This window comes from Lysinibacillus sp. NPDC094403 (assembly GCF_050278745.1).
In the GTDB taxonomy this organism is placed as follows: Bacteria; Bacillota; Bacilli; order Bacillales_A; family Planococcaceae; genus Lysinibacillus.
In genome coordinates, this window is the sequence record NZ_JBNNTL010000003.1 from 98,651 (window position 1) to 116,766 (window position 18,116).

At 34.0% G+C, this 18,116-nt stretch carries 21 protein-coding genes, 1 tRNA gene and 1 pseudogene; 12 read left to right on the top strand and 11 right to left on the bottom strand.

The features are described 5' to 3' along the window. Positions 1-172: 172 nt before the first annotated feature. Positions 173-859 (top strand): ZIP family metal transporter, encoded by a 687-nt coding sequence (locus ACQKMV_RS07545; RefSeq protein WP_427503385.1) that lies wholly within the window; start codon positions 173-175, stop codon positions 857-859. 40 nt (positions 860-899) lie between these two features. On the opposite strand, the gene ACQKMV_RS07550 is transcribed toward ACQKMV_RS07545, so the two are convergent. The 3 genes from ACQKMV_RS07550 to ACQKMV_RS07560 all read right to left on the bottom strand — a co-directional run bounded on the left by ACQKMV_RS07550 (position 900) and on the right by ACQKMV_RS07560 (position 3,294). Beyond that, a complete protein-coding gene (locus ACQKMV_RS07550) occupies positions 900-1,928 on the bottom strand; it encodes an S-layer homology domain-containing protein (RefSeq protein ID WP_427503199.1) in 1,029 nt (342 codons plus the stop codon). A gap of 571 nt (positions 1,929-2,499) precedes the next feature. Continuing rightward, the gene (locus tag ACQKMV_RS07555; protein ID WP_427503200.1) at positions 2,500-2,700 is read right to left on the bottom strand and encodes a hypothetical protein; all 201 of its coding nucleotides are present in this window, start codon (positions 2,698-2,700) and stop codon (positions 2,500-2,502) included. A gap of 3 nt (positions 2,701-2,703) precedes the next feature. Then, on the bottom strand, positions 2,704-3,294 hold the full coding sequence (locus ACQKMV_RS07560; protein WP_427503201.1) for a sigma-70 family RNA polymerase sigma factor: 591 nt from the start codon (positions 3,292-3,294) through the stop codon (positions 2,704-2,706). A 187-nt stretch (positions 3,295-3,481) separates the two neighbouring features. On the opposite strand from ACQKMV_RS07560, the gene ACQKMV_RS07565 reads away from it, so the two are divergent. The 3 genes from ACQKMV_RS07565 to ACQKMV_RS07575 all read left to right on the top strand — a co-directional run bounded on the left by ACQKMV_RS07565 (position 3,482) and on the right by ACQKMV_RS07575 (position 4,346). Then, positions 3,482-3,551 (top strand) — tRNA-Cys (locus tag ACQKMV_RS07565). Between the two features lie 19 nt (positions 3,552-3,570). Beyond that, complete coding sequence (locus tag ACQKMV_RS07570; RefSeq protein ID WP_427426731.1) at positions 3,571-3,744, top strand: YvrJ family protein; 174 nt, start codon at positions 3,571-3,573, stop codon at positions 3,742-3,744. A 317-nt stretch (positions 3,745-4,061) separates the two neighbouring features. After that, positions 4,062-4,346: a hypothetical protein gene (locus ACQKMV_RS07575; protein ID WP_427503202.1), complete on the top strand. Its 285-nt coding sequence runs from the start codon at positions 4,062-4,064 to the stop codon at positions 4,344-4,346. 90 nt (positions 4,347-4,436) lie between these two features. On the opposite strand, the gene ACQKMV_RS07580 is transcribed toward ACQKMV_RS07575, so the two are convergent. Further along, the gene (locus ACQKMV_RS07580; RefSeq protein ID WP_427503204.1) at positions 4,437-4,934 is read right to left on the bottom strand and encodes an N-acetyltransferase family protein; all 498 of its coding nucleotides are present in this window, start codon (positions 4,932-4,934) and stop codon (positions 4,437-4,439) included. Between the two features lie 116 nt (positions 4,935-5,050). On the opposite strand from ACQKMV_RS07580, the gene ACQKMV_RS07585 reads away from it, so the two are divergent. Beyond that, positions 5,051-5,623: a DinB family protein gene (locus ACQKMV_RS07585; RefSeq protein ID WP_427503205.1), complete on the top strand. Its 573-nt coding sequence runs from the start codon at positions 5,051-5,053 to the stop codon at positions 5,621-5,623. 639 nt (positions 5,624-6,262) lie between these two features. Then, complete coding sequence (locus ACQKMV_RS07590; RefSeq protein ID WP_427503206.1) at positions 6,263-6,598, top strand: CHY zinc finger protein; 336 nt, start codon at positions 6,263-6,265, stop codon at positions 6,596-6,598. 58 nt (positions 6,599-6,656) lie between these two features. On the opposite strand, the gene ACQKMV_RS07595 is transcribed toward ACQKMV_RS07590, so the two are convergent. Next, positions 6,657-7,856, bottom strand: coding sequence for an alpha/beta hydrolase fold domain-containing protein (locus ACQKMV_RS07595; RefSeq protein WP_427503207.1), 1,200 nt, complete (start codon positions 7,854-7,856; stop codon positions 6,657-6,659). 570 nt (positions 7,857-8,426) lie between these two features. On the opposite strand from ACQKMV_RS07595, the gene ACQKMV_RS07600 reads away from it, so the two are divergent. The 3 genes from ACQKMV_RS07600 to ACQKMV_RS07610 all read left to right on the top strand — a co-directional run bounded on the left by ACQKMV_RS07600 (position 8,427) and on the right by ACQKMV_RS07610 (position 10,426). Then, the gene (locus ACQKMV_RS07600) at positions 8,427-8,942 is read left to right on the top strand and encodes a hypothetical protein (RefSeq protein ID WP_427503208.1); all 516 of its coding nucleotides are present in this window, start codon (positions 8,427-8,429) and stop codon (positions 8,940-8,942) included. A gap of 87 nt (positions 8,943-9,029) precedes the next feature. Continuing rightward, complete coding sequence (locus ACQKMV_RS07605) at positions 9,030-10,088, top strand: hypothetical protein (protein WP_427503209.1); 1,059 nt, start codon at positions 9,030-9,032, stop codon at positions 10,086-10,088. An 80-nt stretch (positions 10,089-10,168) separates the two neighbouring features. Next, complete coding sequence (locus tag ACQKMV_RS07610; protein ID WP_427503210.1) at positions 10,169-10,426, top strand: hypothetical protein; 258 nt, start codon at positions 10,169-10,171, stop codon at positions 10,424-10,426. Between the two features lie 35 nt (positions 10,427-10,461). Here ACQKMV_RS07610 and ACQKMV_RS07615 read toward each other — a convergent pair. From ACQKMV_RS07615 to ACQKMV_RS07630, 4 genes and pseudogenes are all read right to left on the bottom strand, one after another. After that, positions 10,462-10,710: pseudogene (locus ACQKMV_RS07615) on the bottom strand (IS3 family transposase); the annotation flags it as partial. A 172-nt stretch (positions 10,711-10,882) separates the two neighbouring features. Continuing rightward, positions 10,883-11,293 carry a UPF0158 family protein gene (locus tag ACQKMV_RS07620; protein ID WP_427503211.1) on the bottom strand — a complete coding sequence of 137 codons (411 nt, stop codon included), beginning with the start codon at positions 11,291-11,293 and terminating at the stop codon, positions 10,883-10,885. 196 nt (positions 11,294-11,489) lie between these two features. Further along, the gene (locus ACQKMV_RS07625; RefSeq protein WP_427503212.1) at positions 11,490-11,783 is read right to left on the bottom strand and encodes a hypothetical protein; all 294 of its coding nucleotides are present in this window, start codon (positions 11,781-11,783) and stop codon (positions 11,490-11,492) included. 143 nt (positions 11,784-11,926) lie between these two features. Then, entirely contained in the window at positions 11,927-12,775 is an 849-nt protein-coding gene (locus ACQKMV_RS07630) for a pyridoxamine kinase (protein WP_427503213.1), read from the bottom strand. Positions 12,776-12,965: 190 nt separating this feature from the next. Between ACQKMV_RS07630 and ACQKMV_RS07635 the strand changes: the two genes are divergently transcribed. The 3 genes from ACQKMV_RS07635 to ACQKMV_RS07645 all read left to right on the top strand — a co-directional run bounded on the left by ACQKMV_RS07635 (position 12,966) and on the right by ACQKMV_RS07645 (position 14,775). After that, positions 12,966-13,517, top strand: a complete 552-nt coding sequence (locus tag ACQKMV_RS07635; RefSeq protein WP_427503214.1) for an ECF transporter S component — start codon at positions 12,966-12,968, stop codon at positions 13,515-13,517. A 276-nt stretch (positions 13,518-13,793) separates the two neighbouring features. Continuing rightward, positions 13,794-14,120, top strand: a complete 327-nt coding sequence (locus ACQKMV_RS07640; RefSeq protein WP_427503215.1) for a hypothetical protein — start codon at positions 13,794-13,796, stop codon at positions 14,118-14,120. A 217-nt stretch (positions 14,121-14,337) separates the two neighbouring features. Beyond that, complete coding sequence (locus ACQKMV_RS07645) at positions 14,338-14,775, top strand: cell wall hydrolase (RefSeq protein ID WP_427503217.1); 438 nt, start codon at positions 14,338-14,340, stop codon at positions 14,773-14,775. Between the two features lie 318 nt (positions 14,776-15,093). On the opposite strand, the gene ACQKMV_RS07650 is transcribed toward ACQKMV_RS07645, so the two are convergent. Together ACQKMV_RS07650 and ACQKMV_RS07655 are read right to left on the bottom strand one after the other, a co-directional pair. After that, positions 15,094-16,008 (bottom strand): hypothetical protein, encoded by a 915-nt coding sequence (locus tag ACQKMV_RS07650; protein ID WP_427503219.1) that lies wholly within the window; start codon positions 16,006-16,008, stop codon positions 15,094-15,096. 552 nt (positions 16,009-16,560) lie between these two features. Further along, on the bottom strand, positions 16,561-18,027 hold the full coding sequence (locus ACQKMV_RS07655; protein WP_427503220.1) for a DUF7309 domain-containing protein: 1,467 nt from the start codon (positions 18,025-18,027) through the stop codon (positions 16,561-16,563). Positions 18,028-18,116 lie beyond the last annotated feature (89 nt).

Genomic DNA, 18,116 nt, shown 5'->3' on the forward strand with positions numbered 1-18,116 from the left:
TAATCCCCCCTAAAAATAGATTTATCGATAAAATAACCTTTTACTCTTTAGGATTGCATACAATGGATCTTTTTCTAAAACTTACGATTATCATATTCGTTTCTATTTAGCATATATTTTTTAAAACGGCTTTAAGTATATATAGGGTGGAGGAATTTTGCAGTTGAGTGCGATGATACTTGGTGGATTTCTTTTTTTAAGTGCTAGCATCGGAGGAGCCCTAGCTTGGGTATTCTCTAAGCTATTCCAGCATACAACTCATGGATTATCATTACTATGCGGTGGATTTTTAGTTGGCTTACTTGTAGTAGACGTCATTCCTTCTTCTTTTCAAATGTACAAATCATTTGGCCTTTTACTTGGAATTTTGATGGGCTATTTAATGTTTGAAATACTTAATAGTTTATTTCACACTTCCCATACACAAAATCCTTCTGTATCACTACTCGCTATCGCTATAATTATCCACACTATTCCAATGAGCCTTACTGTCGGACAGTTACTAGGAAGCTCCGCATTAAGTATTGCAATAACAGCTTCCATTATTCTACATCATCTACCAGAAGGCTTTGCACTTTCAACAGCATTATTATCACAAGGAGAAAGGTTATGGAGACTCTTTATTTATTTTATAGCATTTTCGATTTTTTTTAGTATTTTTATACAGATCGGTCAATATTGGGCGTTATCTAATAAAGCACAAGGAGTACTAATGGGCATATCGATTGGCTTAATCGCAACCGCCAGTATTTCAGAATTTATTTTGCATCATATTCGTTCCGTATCACGAAAAACCTTATTAATATATATTTTATTAGGTTATTTATTAAGTCACATATTTCATATCCTTATCGAGTAAAAAAGCAATCCACCAGATATTGTGGATTGCTTCTTTTTAATTACTCATCGGCACCAACTAACATTAATGTTAGTGTTAGGATTTTAGAGAACTGTGCACGTGTAAGATTACCTTTTGGATTAAATTGACCGTTTGCTCCATCAATAACACCTAATTGCTTTAATAATCCGATAGATTCAACAGTTTCCTGACGCATTTGGTTTTTGTCTGTAAATGGGTTATTTTTGCTAACTTTACTTACATCAAAATCCATTGATTCTAAGTATCTTGCTGTTACAAATGCCATTTCCTCACGTGTAGCAGGTTTATACGGCTCAAAATTATCACCATCAAAAATATCGATTAAGCCATACTCTTCTAAAATCGCTACTTCCTTTGCACCTGGGAAATTAGCTAAATCTTTATATGTAGCAGGACCTTCATAATCTTTATTCACATCTAATCCAGTAGCACGGAAAATCATAGAAACTAATTGTCCACGTGTTACTTGTCCATTTGGATTAAATGTTGTTGCAGATGTTCCATTTATAATGTCTAATTGGAACAATAATTGGATATAGCCCTCAGCCCAATGTCCAATAGTATCCGTGAAGTAACCGCCTGATTTTAAGTCAATATTGCCTTCCTGAATTGCTCCTACAAAAGCATTTAAATTTGCATTATCTAAAGCTTGCCATTTCCCTTGAGCATAAACTTCTGCCTTAAATGCATTTCCAGATGGAGTAAATTTCATTTGAATAGAGTCACCGAAAAGCTCTTTAAATTCTTTTTGTTCCTGTGCACTCATTTTATTAACTTTCAATAGTGCTTGTAACGATATCTTTAATGTAATATTATTTTTTGTCGTTACTAATGTCATATCTTTATCTTCATAGTCTAATTTAGAGATTACTAGTGTTTTATAAAGATCCTGGTAAGTCATTGATTGCGCTTGTTTAGTCGCTGCAACTGCCTGTTTTGGATGGATAAAGCTAGCAACATCTACATTTTCTTGAGCATTTGCTTGTAACCCAAAACCTCCTGTAAAACATGCAATACTAAGTGCGCCAGCTAAAAATGTCTTTTTCATTCTTCTTGCCCCTTTCAATTCATAGATTTAGTGTACTAAAATAATCGTTAGTAAATCTATAAAAATATGGGAATTATTCAAAATTATAAGAAAGTCCTATTTTCTATCATATGAAAAAATTACTAAATTTCCATGTAAATTCAGAAAAAATAGTATATCTGTTCTTTCTTTTAGTAGGTATAAAGTAGATAGTAGCGGACACCAAATAGGAATCACTGGTCGAAATTTCAATCAAAAATCCAAACCCAAGCTTCGCAAAACCTGATTTCTTAAAAGGCTGATCAATCAACAATACGATATACATAGTATCGTTGCTATGTGCATCGTTTTTTTTTGAGGTGTCGACATCGGGTAGCAATTTGAAGTGATCGGGTGGTTACTCAATCTAATCAGGTTGGCCGCAAAAGTGATCTGGTAGTGCCTCAACCTGCTCTGGGTATACTGCGAAAGTGATCCGGTGGCTACTCGATACGCTCGGGTTTACTAAGAATATGATCAGCTATTAACTCGACTGATCAGGTTTGCCAAGAACTTTATTAGGTTTCCAGCTCGAGTCATTTAGGCATACAGTTCACGAGAAAAAATCCCAAAAACTAGGTGCGTCCTGAAACTTTACTGTTGCAAGCTTTTCTATAATTTTCAATTTAATTTCTTGTTCCAAGTCTTCCCTTTCTTGATATTCTGTATTGTGTAAACAATGTTTAATTTTAGGTATGAAATTCTCTATAATTGTTAGGATCTCTTCGTTATGTTGGTTTTCTAAATGCTCCATAGGTTATTCCCCCTTTTTTCTGAGTGTATAATTGAGTTTATTTAAAGCATTCCTGTGAAGGTTTGATATATTCTGTGGGCTTGTTTGTAATGTTTGACCTATTTCTTTTATAGAAAGCTCTTTTACATAGATCATTTCTAAAATTTGGAGCTGTCTAACCGTTAGTTTTTGTAAGGCCTTTAAAAGCTGTTCATTCTCTATATTGTCTAATAGACCTTCCCCAACTATATTATCAAGTTCCTTTTCTTTGCTTACATCTTCTATTTGCTCTATTGCAGTCGTGCCACCATATTTTGATAAGCCATTATCTAATATTAATAATGTGCGATTTTGCTGCCTTCTTCTTTTTTTATCAAAATCTAAGCTGAAGAAATAAATTAAATTACTGACGTATTTGGTCTTCCTAACATTTATATAGTGAGATTGAAAAGACTCATCCACGAGTTTCTTATTAATATCAGTTGGATATAAGATAGCTTTTTGCACCAAATGAAGATTTTCTGAATCCGACAAAAAGCTTTTTATAATTGGATTGCTAACTTGCTCATTATTTCTATAGAAGAATTCCTCTATCTTCTGATTATCTTTCTCCATTTAATAATCCCTCCTACATATCCGCCTTCTTTCTATATAAAGTGAATGTAGTCTCTATATTATAAACCAAAAACAGAACAAATGTTCTTATCAAGAATAAAAAAGTCATCAAAAAATAACGTTTTTTTACAGGAAGGTTGTTTTTATTAATTCAGAACTCTCTTTACATATTACAGTTTAAATTTTAGTGATATAACCAAGCGGTAAGGCAAGGGGCTGCAACACCTGGATCCTCGGCTCGAATCCGAGTATCACCGAAGGAGAGTGATTTACATTATGATATCGGAAAATGTTCCAATGTGGATTAGCTTAATAGGAAATTTTGGGTTCCCAATTGCCATAACAGTCTATCTGTTCATTCGATTTGAGAGGAAAATAGATAAATTAGAAGCTGTCATCATGGAGTTATCTGAAATTATAAAATCTCTTAATTACAAAAAAGGAGGATGATCCATATGGAAATTGAAAAGCTAATGGCTTGTTACGGTAAAGCGAAAGAAATTCAATCATTCTATACAAATGTTTAACTAATGACAATCTTTCTTCTAATTTATTGAAGGAATATTGTCAGATTAAAGCTAACGGAATTTGATTTAATTACATGTAAGCCCACCAAGGTTGGAAATGATTTTATTCGATTGAAATAAACAGCGTTAGGTCCCTCCCACATTTACTAAAATAATCAAAACCATGAGTTAGAAATTCTTTATCACATTATTTTTTCCAAGCATACTATACAACAATAAAAGGAGCGATTGGAGGCAATTATGATTAGCAACAATAAAATTGCAACGACTAATACTGTGCTGGCAATTTTACTTGTTCTTGGTATCACCTATAATTATTTTTACAATCAAACACCCATTCAAATTGAACGCTTAGGTAATTTAGGGTTATGGCTAGCATTCCCATTATCGATAATCAATATAGTACTAAGTTTGAAGCTACTTAAAAATAAAACGGGTAACGCTAGTAGCTACGTCACTTTTATGATTGCTGTAATTATTTTAATCATTGCCTTATTTTCACTATTCCATTGGGGCTCGTCATAAAAATACAAAACTCCAAAGGCTAAAAAGCTATTTGGAGTTTTATTAATCAATTATGACTCGGGATAATTCCGTGACATCCACTGAAATAGGTTAAAGAAATAAAACCATATAATCCTCATCAAAATATTGCTGACCTATTTTTAATGCTCTCTTCTCCGTTCCAAAAACCTCAAACCCTAAAGAAGAATACAGTCCTTTTGCTGAAGCATTCGTTGACACAACCGTTAAAGTAAGCTGTTCAACTCCCTTTAACTCCCTCGCTTTGTTAATTGTTTCAATCATTAAATGCTTACCAATGCCCAGCCCTCGCTTTTTCGTAGAAACATAAACAGCAAAAATATTTGCTTTATGCTTTAACTTAACCTTACTTTCCTGCACTAACGTCGCAACGCCCACTAATTCTTCATGATCAAATACCCCTAACGTATAAGAACCCTGGAATTCAAATCTGTCGGCAAACTGCTTAATCGGATAATCCTTCTCCTCCTCAAAGCTAGAACCAAATGCCTCCGGATTATTTTGTAGCCCTTCTAATCTTAAATTCCGATAGGCTTCAGCATCTTCAGTTGTTAAAAGTCTACTATTCATTCTTACCCCTCCTACGATACTTTTCATTTTTATCGACAATTACCAATAGTGTTTTATGTACTTTCACAAGATAGTTCCCTAAAATGGAAATAACAGCATAAAGGAGGATGAAAAATATGAAATCTAACAGTATGGCACATCATTTTCATACATTACAGGAGCAGCGAACTCACTACATACCTCACATTCATTCACTCTCGCAGGAACAACTATGGCATCGTGAGAAAGAAGGAAAATGGTCGATCGGTGAACATTTCTATCACCTTTATCTAATCCTAAAAATGCTTAAAACAGCAACAAAGTTTTCCTTACTACTGACCCCTTACGCGAAAATGCGAAGAAACAAACCATTCGCTACTGAAATACATGATGTTTACGAGGAATATAAAAACAAAAAAGGAAGAGGCATGAGAGCTCCAGGAATATTAGTGCCCCCTTCCAAAATACGTTTTACGCTGAGTAGCGACGAAATAGAACAATTACTAGTGAATGAAACGAGCGCTATTCAAGAATTAGTGAAAAATATTGAGGAGGGGATTGCCGGTCATATTGTCTTTCCAGATCCTCTTGCTCACTATCCTAACCTTATTCAATCTATCCAGCTACTTGCCATCCACGAAAAGCATCATTTTAGAATAATGGCAGAGCAATATAATAGATTAATTGCATCTAGCGACGTTTTAATATAAGCGTTATTGAAAATTGGAGGTTTTCTTTTTGTCGCTTGTTCAAATAAAGAAAAAACAATGCAAAAGTTAATTTAGAACATACCGCCAAGCTTAGACGTTGTAGCTTTCGATGAAATTAAAAATGCATTCTCGATTATTAGCTATACATAAACTTTAATGATAAAAATGTACTCTTTTTTTCAAAGGTGATGACGGTAAAGAAAAGCTAAATGCTGTCCCCCCTAACGCTAATCTTTAGTGGACCTGTGAGTGATTGATTTATATTTGTGTAGATGAATTAGGTTATAACTTACTAAACTAAGAAAAGAAAGGGCTGGGAGAAAAATGGATAAAGATATTCTAATTCCAATTGCAATAGGTTTTTTTGCTAATGTAATTGTGTTCTTGATAAGTATGTTAATCGTTAAAAATAAAAGAAAAGCTGCCAAAATAACACTTATTTTTTTGGGGATCAGTGTTCTCATGTCGTTTATTATAGGTGGTTGGGGTGGAATGGGTTTATTCGTAATAAGCTTCGGAATGTTATTAATGTCTATATGCTTGCATTTATATATTTACATTGAACGTTTCTTAAGAACTTACACTTCATAGTTCAATAAATATTTAAGTAGATTTCATGTATGAAAAGAGGTTTAAAATATGAACATTCTAGGAAATGTTATTGATGATCAAGGAAGATGTAAACACTATTCTAATAAGCAAGATACTATTTCAATTAAATTTAAATGTTGTGGAGAGTATTATCCTTGCTATAAATGTCATGAGGAAAATTCAAATCATCAAATTCAGTCATGGAAGAAAGAAGACTTTGATGAAAAAGCAATATTTTGTGGCGTATGTAAAAAGGAATTAACTATTCATGAATATATGAATAGCACAAACTGTAAGCATTGTAATACTCTTTTCAATCCAAATTGCAGTAAGCATTTTCATATTTACTTTGAGACGGATAATAATCATACATGTACTTTCTAAATAGAAAAGCCTTTGAAGGGATAATGCCTTCAAAGGTTCTCCTATTACGTAATGATTATTAATTATATTTTTGAAGAAATGCTTTTACTTTCTCCTTGGCAAATTGTGTGCTCAAACTACCTGGATTTGCATCAAAGCCATGATCGACCTTTGGAAGAAGATAAAGTTCATGTGCTACACCATTCTTAGTTAGTTTCTCATCCAATACGGTCGCCTGCTCTACAGGAACAATACGGTCACTCGTTCCTAAAAACGTAATTGTTGGTGGCGTATTTTTCTGGATATAGCTTGATGGGGAAAGCATTTTATAACGCTCATGGTATTCAGATGGTGAACCTCCAATGTAGTTATTCATAACATCTTGGACATAATTCTTACTTGGATTATTCTTGTAAAAGTCAGTCATTTCTGACGGTCCATACATGTTAATCACCGCCTTGATCGGCACATCCGGAACATCCGTTGATGGTGGTAATAGCTTATCTCCCATACTATATGCAGCCAGCATAGCTAGATTTCCCCCAGCAGACTCTCCCATTAAAATGATTCTGTTCGGATCAATCTTATACGTATCTGCATTTTGCAAAATCCAACCTAACGCCGATTTAACATCCCCTACTTCATCTTTCCAACTTGCTTCAGGAGGCATACGGTATTGGACATCAAAAACAGTATACCCTTGATCATTCATCCACTGATTCCAGTCTTGAACTTGGCCTTTATCTCCACTTACCCAACCACCCCCATGCACTTGAACAATGACAGGTGTTAAAACATCTTCTGATTTTTTCTTTGCTGGCCACACATCGAGTTTTAATTCAATGCTGTCCGTAGTTTTCCCATACACCACATCTACACTAGTCTTTGTTGAGATATCTTGTTTATAGAAAAAATGTGGGCTAAGAGAAACCGATACATTCTCGCTTTTAGCATAGCTTTTCATATTACTAATTGGCTGCACAATTAAAAAGATTAATAACAATAAAGTAGGAATTAGAACTGTAAGAGCAATGAAGGTTTTCTTCCAAAAAGAAAGAGCTAATAAAACTATTATTATTAATGTTGTAACTACTAGAAGAATCGGAAATATAGAAGCCCCCCATGCAAGCAAACTCATTATTTTATCCATATTACTTGGATTAAAAATATAGTATGCCACTATAATGATAATAAAACATACAACCAAAGAGAGGATTGTGAGTAGCCACTGAAGAAAACCTTTAGGTCGCCAATTTAAATTTGCTTTTGTCTGATTCATCTTTAAAAATCCCCCTACTAGACCATATTTTCATAATGCTTTACATACTAAGATTTCTAGTAAGAATTTTTAAATCCATACTTTAATCTAAATGATATGCCACATTGCTAATAAAAACTTTAGGAATAACAATCTCCCTTGTTCAAAGACTCCGTTGTGGTCACCTACAATCTGCAGGTTTAAAGCACCTTATTCTGTATGTAACATGTGTGAATGTCAGAGTTGTAGCTGATTGCTCTTCAATCTTCAGAATTTGTAGAAAAACCTACAAAAAATGATTTTGAAACTTTATAGCTGATGGTTTTGTACTAACATAAGCAAAAAAAGAAAAGCAAGAAAGTAGTGATGAAAACAAAAAAAATCTAAGAAAAGCCCTCTGTTAAATTGGCAGTAAAGCATCATCCCCTTTTTAATCTAATTTGAACATCACTTTAAAACATTAAGGAATGAATTAAGTCAAGTTATCTGAATTATCAATTTTCGTTAATAAAATAGCAAAAGTTGATTTTAAAACTTTTATAGCAAGTGGTATGGTATTCACATCACAAAAAAGAAAAGAGGCGAATTTATATGACAATCAAAAAATTGTTAACACCATTCTTAATTGCAGGTTTTGTTTTATCAGCTGGAAGTAACTCTTTTGCTGAAGCAAATGAATCGAATGATGAAGTAGATTGGGATAAGGCTTGGGAATCTTTCGAAACTGAAAACTATCCTAGTGAAATAACTTTCCCCGGTGGTGAGTCTTTAACTAGAGCTAACGAAGCTTTAAGATATACAAATGGAAGTACTAAAATTTCATATGCGAAAGGAAAAGTTAAGAGCACTGGGATATCTCAAGACGGTGGTATTTTCGATGTAATATCTGCACAAACATCTATAAGAACTGCGGGTTTAAGTTATATTCAAGGGAACTATGCTTCAACTACGGTATGGAAAGTATTCCCTTCTAAAGCTACTTCTACAATTGAGACTACTGATTTATCAGGTACTAATGTATGGGAAGCCCTAACACGCCATACAGTTAATAGATATTCATCAAATATAACTTTTACAGGATATACTTCTGATTCTGCGAAATACTAAAAAACTTAATATTAATTATTTTCTACTATAAAAGAGATTTAATCGCTATTTGGATTAAATCTTTTTTCTTAATAAAGGAGCGAATAGATGAAAAATAAATATTTATTTGTTTTTATACCAACGTTAACTCTTTTAATAGGAATACTGGTTTACTTAAAGACAGAAAATATACAACAAACAGAGACAAAAGTAAAAGTATTTGAAGAAGTGTCTAATGATTCTCCCGATGTGAAAATTAATAATGATTATCCTTTTTTTAACTCTGCTCCAGATATAGATTCATATTATACTCAAGTTTTAGGATTCCTTCCTAATGAAGATAATTTAGAATCTATAAAGGTGAAGGATGTCTCCTATCCTTATATAAAGTTAAATAAGAATCAACGTCATATTTTGGGTACAATTGTGTTCGAAAATAAAACAAAAGAAAATATGAATGTTCAGAGTTTTTTTATGCAAGGTAATAAAGTAGCGAAAGTTAAAATGAATAACTCTAATGAATGGGCTTATTCTATTTTATATGATGTACAACCAGAGTCCTCAGTAGAAATTAATATTAACATTGAATGGGATAAAGATGGGATGAATGAGTTAATATTTTTCCCACTCGAACATTCAGGAATAGAGGGTTTATATAGCGGTCAAGCATCATCTATTCAACGTTATTTCGTTACGGAAAATGATACTATAGTAAATAATGATACTTATAATCAAGCTTTTGACTTAGATTTGAAAAACACAGAAAATATAAATGTTTCTCCTATTCCTAAATGGATAGGAAAAAACAAACAAGAACTTAAATATTTAATAGATGATGGTACGTTAGTTACTAAAGCTCCTATTGAAGGAATGAAATTAGAACCAATTCCCTATAATACTTATGTAGATATAGTCAAAATAGATGAAAAAGGAAAATCTTCTATATTAATAGAGCAAGTAAATGTGAAAAAAAACAAACCAACATATATTTATTTTGATGCCCAACAATTGAAAGAACTACGTACATCAAAAGTCAAAAATTATTTACTTATCTTGAATAATAGGGAAAAAGAATTACTTTCAGATGCGAAAGCTGTTGATCTAGGATTAAAACCTTTCCCAACCTCATTTCAAGCAGTTATAGAATTTTACAAAGAGAGTAATTAATCGAATAATTATGTTTTGCGTTTATTAATGTTTAAATTCGTCTAAATAATCATTGATTATAAATCTAAAGGAGTTAGAAAATGAAGATATTAAAAGTAATAATCTTTTTTATCATAATTGTAATATCTCTTGTGATTTCAGAACGTGGAATCATATATTATTTGATGTCAACTCCAAAACCTGGACCGATAAATCCATATCCGTTATCTGAAGTGTTACCATTTGTACGCCATGGTATTGCGGCGATTATTGTGCTAATAGCGCTTTGGATTACTAATAAAATAATGCATTTTTTCTCTCATAAAAACAAAATTAATAAAAAATCCTTCATAGCCTAAAGTGTACCCTTTGTAAAGGACATTTTGAAAAAAAGCTAGGCAACCTTTTGAAGCTGCTGTCTGTATTTTGCAGGCGGCAGCTTTTTCAAGTTCCATTGCCCTCGATAATGGTTGTAATACATCATATAACTTTTCACTTCTCGTTTTACTTCTTCTAATGAATCGCATGCTTTCAGATTGGTTTCATCTTTAAAATGACCAAAGAAGGATTCTTGAGGGGCGTTATCCCAACAGTTTCCTCGACGTGACATAGATTGCCCTAGTCCTATTTCCTTCACAAGTTGATACGCTTTTAAAATGATTTCTCTTTTTTCTCATTATAAACAAAAGTACCCTATAGGATAGACTTCTTTCAAAGTGTCTATCTTATAGGGTACACTTTAGCCTTGTATGAAGCGGCAATAGATTTTTCTCTAACGTTTTATGCAGTTTAAAATTTTTAAGTTACTTTATTAATTAGCTAACTTCAATTTTGCAAAACTCTTCTAGCCACTCTGTCATTTTTCTCTTAGCATAATTCTGTTCAAATTCGTACCAATGATTTTCAATGTCTAGTTCATTAATTTTTTCCTTAAAAAATCGAAAAGGCTTGTTTCCGTTAAGTACATTGATTAAATGAATCGAAATCGAATCTGGTTGCTTTTTAGAAAAGCTGACCATGACATCATACATTTCAGACGATGAAACGCTTGGAATCATCGCTAAATCCGCAGCCACCTCTTCATCATCCCAATCAATCTCAGGCTCGCCAGTTAAAGCCTCGGGCGCATCCAAAAGAACTTCACCCGTTCGACGGTTTAACACATACGACATTTCATTATCATTTCCATATAAAAATGCATCCACAAGTTCATCTAGTAGTTTCAATTTCCTCACCTCATATAAGTGCTACACGCACAATTCACACTTAATATTACAAAAAATGCCCGCAACATCATTCGTGGCTAAGGGCTGTTCACTATTTCATTAAACAAATTATTAAAGTACATGATTTAGAGGTATAGAATGCTTAAGTTCAGCCGCAAACTGCATAAAAAAGAGCCGAAAAGATTCGATTCTTCATTTATTCAAACATTCCTATACTAAGATCCCTACAAAATGATTCTATAGCGTCACGCTCTTCTTTTGGCAATCCTTCGTACTCAACCAGATATTGTGCTGAAAAGTCTTCTAGCTCCATATAACTGACTTCTCTTGTCAGGACGATTCCTTTGACCTCATTAGCCAACTGGTTTGCAGCTACAATATCCGTAAACGCAAAGGCCTGTTCTTCGTCATCTGTAAATGTTAGAAGGTCAATTTCCCCCTGGTAATAGCGCTCATCTACTTGCACTACGTAATATCTAATTGAATCCATTATACACCTCCCCAAGTCATGATTTTCATTATTTCCTGTTCACAAAAAATCCATCCCTAGTTGTGTAGAAGGCGTGCTGTACAGCCGGTGCCCTTCAATAAAGGGATGAATACCCTAAAAATATTATAAAACGTCTAAGATTTCTAAAGTAGCATTCGTAAAAACTTTTCAAAGTTCACGCCTGCTTCGCGCGGAATTTGCTCCTTTGACGTAGCTTCAATTGATGCGGCTAAAAACGCCTCTGCAAGCTTCATCGATTCAACTAAATCCTGACCGCGCATCATGCCACCCATAATGACTGATGCAAACAAATCTCCTGTGCCTGAATAGCTCTCGCCGTTGTATTCTCGAATGCTAGAAAATGAACGATGTGCATCGACATACATATTGCCTACATAGCGCTTGTTCTCGTCTGCTGGCGGCGGATTTAATCCGGTAATAATGACGTTCGCACCTGTCTCCTGCTGCAGTTGATGACCCGCTTCCTCTAACGCCTTTATATAATCTGAATCGTCTTGGTAGCTCTGTAACTTCTCGTATGACAAACCTGTAAGCAAGCAGCATTCTGTAATATTTGGTGTAATAATGTCCGCACTCTTCACTAGCTCTTTCATACGATCAAGCAACTCGCCTGTATACATTTTATAAACCTCGCCCAAATCACCCATGACCGGATCGACGAGTAGCGTCGTTTTACTCGAGTGAAACACATTTAAAAATCGAAAGATGTTATCGATTTGCTCCTTTCCTGTCACAAAACCTGTATGTATGCCATCAAAGGTCGCACCAAGTTTGCTCCACTCATCCACAAAATGATCCATCTTTGATGTTAAATCCTCACAATAAAAACTCGAATACCCTGTTTGCGCCGTTAAAATTGCAGTTGGTAATGGCACCGCCTGAACACCCATCACTGACAGCACAGGCATCGCAGCCGTTAACGAACACTTGCCAAAGGATGACATATCCTGAATCACAGCAACTTTTTTCATCATACTCTCCACCTAACTAATCCTGCATATATTCTCTTCATCGTATCATAATTACAAAGATGCGAAAATGTGCACACTTATAAAAAACAAACTGACCTTTAATATTTTTATCAAATTGGCACTTTTACGATAGTCAGTCCTTTGCTAAAGTTAAAATTATCGAAAAATTCATCATAGTGAGGATATGCAGATGCAAAATATACAAGGTCAATCCTATACAAAACCACGCACGAAAACATTTGATTTAGTCATTACATCAATTCTTGCAGCGCTTGTTTTCGTCGCGACAATGTTCATCAATATTAGGCTACCATTCGGGCAAGGTGGACTTATTCACTTAGGGACAGCCATGCTTTTGATCACGTCAATTTTATTTGGTCCTAAAAAAGGGGCACTTGCAGGAGCAATCGGAATGGGCTTATTCGATATCGTAGGTGGCTGGTTAATTTGGGCGCCAACCACAATAATCTCCCGCGCATTACAAGGTGCCATCGTTGGTAAAATCGCTTGGTCTAAAGGACATAAAGGCGACGACGTTAGATTAAACATATTAGCGGCAGTTGTTTCAATGCCCGTGATGATTGGGGTCTACTATATCGGGCAAGCGATTATGTTCAAAAGCTGGGTTGCCCCTATGGCATCAATTCCTGGAGACGTAATCCAAAACGTTGTCGGTTTAATTATCGCGATTCCAGTATGTATCGTAATGAAAAAAACACCGTACTTCAAAAAGAATTTTTAACTTGGGTGTCCAAACATCCGCTGAAACAAGTTAAAGCCTTCGGACGCAATTATGTCGAGGTATAATTGATTACTACAAAACAAACACGCCATCTTACTGTTTCGCTAACAGCATAGATAGCGTGTTTTTTGATTGTGTTACATAAAAAATTTTTAGTGGCAAGAATGTAGGATTTTTTCCATACCATATCTTAGGAAGAACAATGCAAAGGTTAAAAATTTTTAATTGATAAAATTTACAAATTTATATACCCTATAATCAAAGGGGCGGTATAGTATGAACGGAGATGCTATCGTTTGGATCGTTTTATTACTATCTATTGTAATTTGTGATTATTTAGCAACATATTTATACAAAACTAAGAAGATCCCTTTATGGGTTTCTGCAATCGGGATGGCACTTTTAATTCCGATAATAGTCGGTAGCTTTGTATATTTAGGGGTCAGTTATGCTAAAGCCTTTGAACCAGATAACACAAGAGAAGGAATTGCTTTTGCAGGAGGATTTATGGTGGTGATCCTTGCATTAAATACAATCATTATGTTCGTTATAGGAGTTATTTTAAATATTTGTACCTTTTTTAAAAATAAACAAAGAATATAAAAAATCATGTGTTATAAAGCACATGATTTTTTTATTACACATTACTACTTGTGGCATTTTCGATATAGAAAACGACTAATAAACCTGCCCTACTTCCACGAAAGAATTTGAAATGACTTTTCAACCTTTTCTTATAGATCATCACTTTTTCCGAATGAATAATTTTAGTTTTCAAGAATGAAGGCTTTTTTTCATACTATATGTTGGAGGTGAAAAAATGCCAAGAGTAAAATATATAGATGCTGACGTTGGCTTGGTGGCAAGGATGATGAGAGCGGAAGCGGAAGGTGAAGGAAACCAAGGAATGCTATATGTTGGCAATGTCATTGTGAATCGTCTTGTAGCAGACTGTTTAGATTTTAAAGATTTACGAACAATTAATGATGTTATTTATCAAGTACAGGGAGGAAATTATTCTTTTGAAGCTGTTCAAAAAGGGAATATGTTTTACCAAAGAGCGCGAGCTAATGAATTAAGATTAGCAAAAATGACGCTGGATTATTGGAGAGATCATCCAGCGAAATACGCGCTTTGGTATTTCAATCCATACGCACCATGTCCTCCAACATGGTACGGTCAACCTTTTACTGGTCAATTTAAAAATCATTGCTTCTATGAACCAGCACCTGATACATGTGATAGTGTTTATTCATGATAGGCAGCCACTTTGCTTTTTGATGTTGCGAATACAATATTTTATTCGCAGGTACCTATAGCAAAAATATTCATTCTCCGTAGATAACAGTTATCGGTTGGGAAAATCTCAAAACCCTAAAACACCTTTTTTCAAATGTTATTTTGATATTCTGCTACCCTATAAAACAAAGAGGGAACTTCCTGTATAACAGGTGTTCCCTTAAAAGCAGATGCTAGACCAAACTGCTTCGCATATTTATATAATTACTTAACTCATGCGTTTTTATAAAGATTAGAGTTGACAGGAAATTTGCCGTATACAAAAGTTAAAAGATAGTTAATCTTGAAAACTTGTTAAAACGCCATCATCAAAATAAAGATATTGACCATTTCCATAAACCCATTGTTCATGAGTCCCGTATTGTGTTACTGTTCTATTAACATCAACAGGTTCACCCCATAGTGATGCTTTTACTTCATCGTATGTCATTCCAAGTGTAGGATTCTTACCTCTAGCACTTTCAATTCTCTCTTTTCTTTCTTTTTCTCCAATAGCTATTCTTTCCATATTGGCTAAATTTTCTCGATACTCACTTTCTATATATTTCCAATCATCCATAGTTATAGGTCCGAACGTTAATGGATTCTTATATGAGGTATTCGTTACACCTGCTACAATTTCATCTCTCATTCTTCCTTCGTAGTTAGGATCAACAGCAAGCGCTAAAGCTCCTGACGCTTTGTAAGAATTCTGGTCTGTTTGTAAATATAGAGCATAATTATACATGGCAGAAAATTCATCATCTTCTTTTAGTAATTTTTCATTCTCATACATTTCCTTAATCTTTTGAAAATCATTACTTCTAACCGCTTGTTCCATTTCATCCAATTTTATTTTTTCACCTTGCCCCACAAATTTTTCCATCTTACTCCAATTATCACGACTGACAATTAATCTCATTCTGTTATATCTTGAGCCTAAAAATTCAGTATTTTTTTCTTTTATTAATTGGTCTACAAATTTTGTACCGACCGTCGCTTTCATTTTATCAGTTTCTGATTCTGGTAAATGTAAAGTTTCCATTTTAACTAAAAGGTCTTCATATTTCTTTTCTTTCAAAAGTGTTTCTAATGCTTGAATTTCTGATTCAGCACTGATTTCAGTATTTTCTTTAACATCTTCTTTACTATTACAACCTGATAGCAGTAAACTCAATCCTAAACCTATTACTAAATGCTTAACCTTAATCATCATCAACTACCCCTTTATTTGTACTGCATTAAAATTTCTTTTTTGCTCCTCTTCTGTACGAATCCATTGGAAAAATCCAAATTGTCATGATAAATCCCGAAAATGTAAATCAATAACAAAAAAACTCAAATTAATATTTATTTTATATTTTTAAACAATTCTAATCAATACTATTGATAAAATTATCCTATGACTAAATCACTAAATAGAAAACATATATTCCACAAGTGAATCAGTATTCAATGAGGCTGGGACATAAGTATATTTTCAAAGCAAAAAAAAATTTCACATCAGAAAAGCGCGAGAAATCAACATTTATAAACTTGATTTCTCGCGCTTATTAAAGTTTTGACCAGTTATGTCCCAGCCTCAACATTAAATATCTGTATCTTTTTCATTTTCTTTTTTCACCTGATTGCTCATCATGACCTAGGAATAAGTGTGAATCTAAAAATTAATTTAGATGAATCGACTGCTGAGCGAAGACGACAACTATAAAAACCACACATTTAGCTGTGCTAAAGTTACAGAAATGTGTGGTCTGGTTATACACTATTCTTCAAATAAATCCATTGGAACGGTTTCCATAAAATCTTTCACTTCTCGAATACCAGGGAGTTCACTTTCTACAAGTTCAATCCCTACAATTTTAGCTAGTGGTTGAAGCATTGGTCTTAACTCTTTAGAGACAAATATTTTACTTGGTCTTACCTCTAAGCTTTGTAAAAATGACCATAAAACGCCTTGTGCAATTGGTGGCGTTTTAGGAAGAGAGAACAATTCGTGTTCAATAACCAAATTGCTTGCTCGTTCAACAAGCATGCCAGCAATAGGATAAACAGTGCGGTTCGTCTCTTCCATTTCTACGCCAAAAGGCATGTAAAATAAATCATATTCTAATTGTAATGCGCTTTTAGGCTTTTTCTTATATTTTGCTTTTTCAAACATCGAAATTTCCGTGTAGCACTCATACGTTGGCTTTGGTATATTTATTTGCAAAATATAGATTTCTTGTAACTCACCATCCATTTGCACTTTAAACGTTGGATATTGATGTGCAGCTAGCTGTGGATATTCCCAGCCATCCTTCCGAGCTTCTGTAATATTAATCATCCTACTTACGACATCAATTAATAGCTCTACCTCTAGACAATTTGGTCTTTCAGGATGCGTTCCCTCCAAATAGCTACGGAATTGAATCCAGTTCTTCTTCCCTCTATACGACAGCCCACAATCTTTAATGAGCAGATAATCTGCTGTATCTAACTCTTCTCTATCAACAAAATTTACAGTTAAAGCATTTAAATCATAGGAGAAATCACTCGGTATATTTTTCTCATAAAGTATCTTCGCTAAGCTATCATAGCCAAGTTCCATGTCAAAAATCATTAACCCAAATTCTTCACCACCAGCTCCCATAACAGAAACAAGTACTTTGTAATCTACATCTTCAAAGTGAATGGCAACGACTTCATCATCCCTAAAATATTGCCATGGCTTTAATTTTTTTAAGTCATTAGAAAGCTCCAATAAAGTAAGATAATCTGGCTCTAGGTCTTCGAGTAAACTATTTGCCTCTTCGTTCTCCCGCATCAGTTCATTAATTTCCTTCAAATTAATCTTGTCCATTTTACCTGTATGTATATTGCCTACTCCAGCAATACATAAAGGAGTTTCAGAGTTCATCGATAAATTCTCATTGTTCTCTAATCGAATAGTAAATGATTCACTAGCATCAATAACTTGTGCAATGGCTTCATCACCAGATTTTCGAAGCCATTCATCCACCAACTCTTCATCTGTATCTAACTCCGTATCATTTTTAGGTAAAAAACAAATCTTCTCTTTAGAAACTCGTCCATCTTTTTTAACAACTTCAAAATCAAAATAGTCTGCCCCATCCAAATCAAAACTAAGTAATATCATTTCATCTAGCACGGAAAAACTACTGTTCTTCGGTAACAATAACTTTCGATAAATTGCCGGTTTTTTCTTACTTTCAATATGCAACTGTATCATTGTTTACCCTCCTTCTTCTATTTTTTTATAGCGATGCTGAAAAAGCTATTGCTAATCTGCTTTCACATACAAGAGCAATAATCACTTGC

Bases quoted from the DNA above. Each gene is read 5' to 3' on its own strand.
- ACQKMV_RS07595 (WP_427503207.1), bottom strand. From the start codon at position 7,856: ATGAATCAGACAAAAGCAAATTTAAATTGGCGACCTAAAGGTTTTCTT.
- ACQKMV_RS07605 (WP_427503209.1), top strand. From the start codon at position 9,030: ATGAAAAATAAATATTTATTTGTTTTTATACCAACGTTAACTCTTTTA.
- ACQKMV_RS07580 (WP_427503204.1), bottom strand. From the start codon at position 4,934: ATGAATAGTAGACTTTTAACAACTGAAGATGCTGAAGCCTATCGGAAT.
- ACQKMV_RS07655 (WP_427503220.1), bottom strand. From the start codon at position 18,027: ATGATACAGTTGCATATTGAAAGTAAGAAAAAACCGGCAATTTATCGA.
- ACQKMV_RS07600 (WP_427503208.1), top strand. From the start codon at position 8,427: ATGACAATCAAAAAATTGTTAACACCATTCTTAATTGCAGGTTTTGTT.
- ACQKMV_RS07635 (WP_427503214.1), top strand. From the start codon at position 12,966: ATGCAAAATATACAAGGTCAATCCTATACAAAACCACGCACGAAAACA.
- ACQKMV_RS07640 (WP_427503215.1), top strand. From the start codon at position 13,794: ATGAACGGAGATGCTATCGTTTGGATCGTTTTATTACTATCTATTGTA.
- ACQKMV_RS07575 (WP_427503202.1), top strand. From the start codon at position 4,062: ATGATTAGCAACAATAAAATTGCAACGACTAATACTGTGCTGGCAATT.
- ACQKMV_RS07545 (WP_427503385.1), top strand. From the start codon at position 173: ATGATACTTGGTGGATTTCTTTTTTTAAGTGCTAGCATCGGAGGAGCC.
- ACQKMV_RS07560 (WP_427503201.1), bottom strand. From the start codon at position 3,294: ATGGAGAAAGATAATCAGAAGATAGAGGAATTCTTCTATAGAAATAAT.
- ACQKMV_RS07590 (WP_427503206.1), top strand. From the start codon at position 6,263: ATGAACATTCTAGGAAATGTTATTGATGATCAAGGAAGATGTAAACAC.
- ACQKMV_RS07645 (WP_427503217.1), top strand. From the start codon at position 14,338: ATGCCAAGAGTAAAATATATAGATGCTGACGTTGGCTTGGTGGCAAGG.
- ACQKMV_RS07570 (WP_427426731.1), top strand. From the start codon at position 3,571: ATGATATCGGAAAATGTTCCAATGTGGATTAGCTTAATAGGAAATTTT.
- ACQKMV_RS07630 (WP_427503213.1), bottom strand. From the start codon at position 12,775: ATGAAAAAAGTTGCTGTGATTCAGGATATGTCATCCTTTGGCAAGTGT.
- ACQKMV_RS07650 (WP_427503219.1), bottom strand. From the start codon at position 16,008: ATGATTAAGGTTAAGCATTTAGTAATAGGTTTAGGATTGAGTTTACTG.
- ACQKMV_RS07585 (WP_427503205.1), top strand. From the start codon at position 5,051: ATGAAATCTAACAGTATGGCACATCATTTTCATACATTACAGGAGCAG.
- ACQKMV_RS07555 (WP_427503200.1), bottom strand. From the start codon at position 2,700: ATGGAGCATTTAGAAAACCAACATAACGAAGAGATCCTAACAATTATA.
- ACQKMV_RS07610 (WP_427503210.1), top strand. From the start codon at position 10,169: ATGAAGATATTAAAAGTAATAATCTTTTTTATCATAATTGTAATATCT.
- ACQKMV_RS07625 (WP_427503212.1), bottom strand. From the start codon at position 11,783: ATGGATTCAATTAGATATTACGTAGTGCAAGTAGATGAGCGCTATTAC.
- ACQKMV_RS07550 (WP_427503199.1), bottom strand. From the start codon at position 1,928: ATGAAAAAGACATTTTTAGCTGGCGCACTTAGTATTGCATGTTTTACA.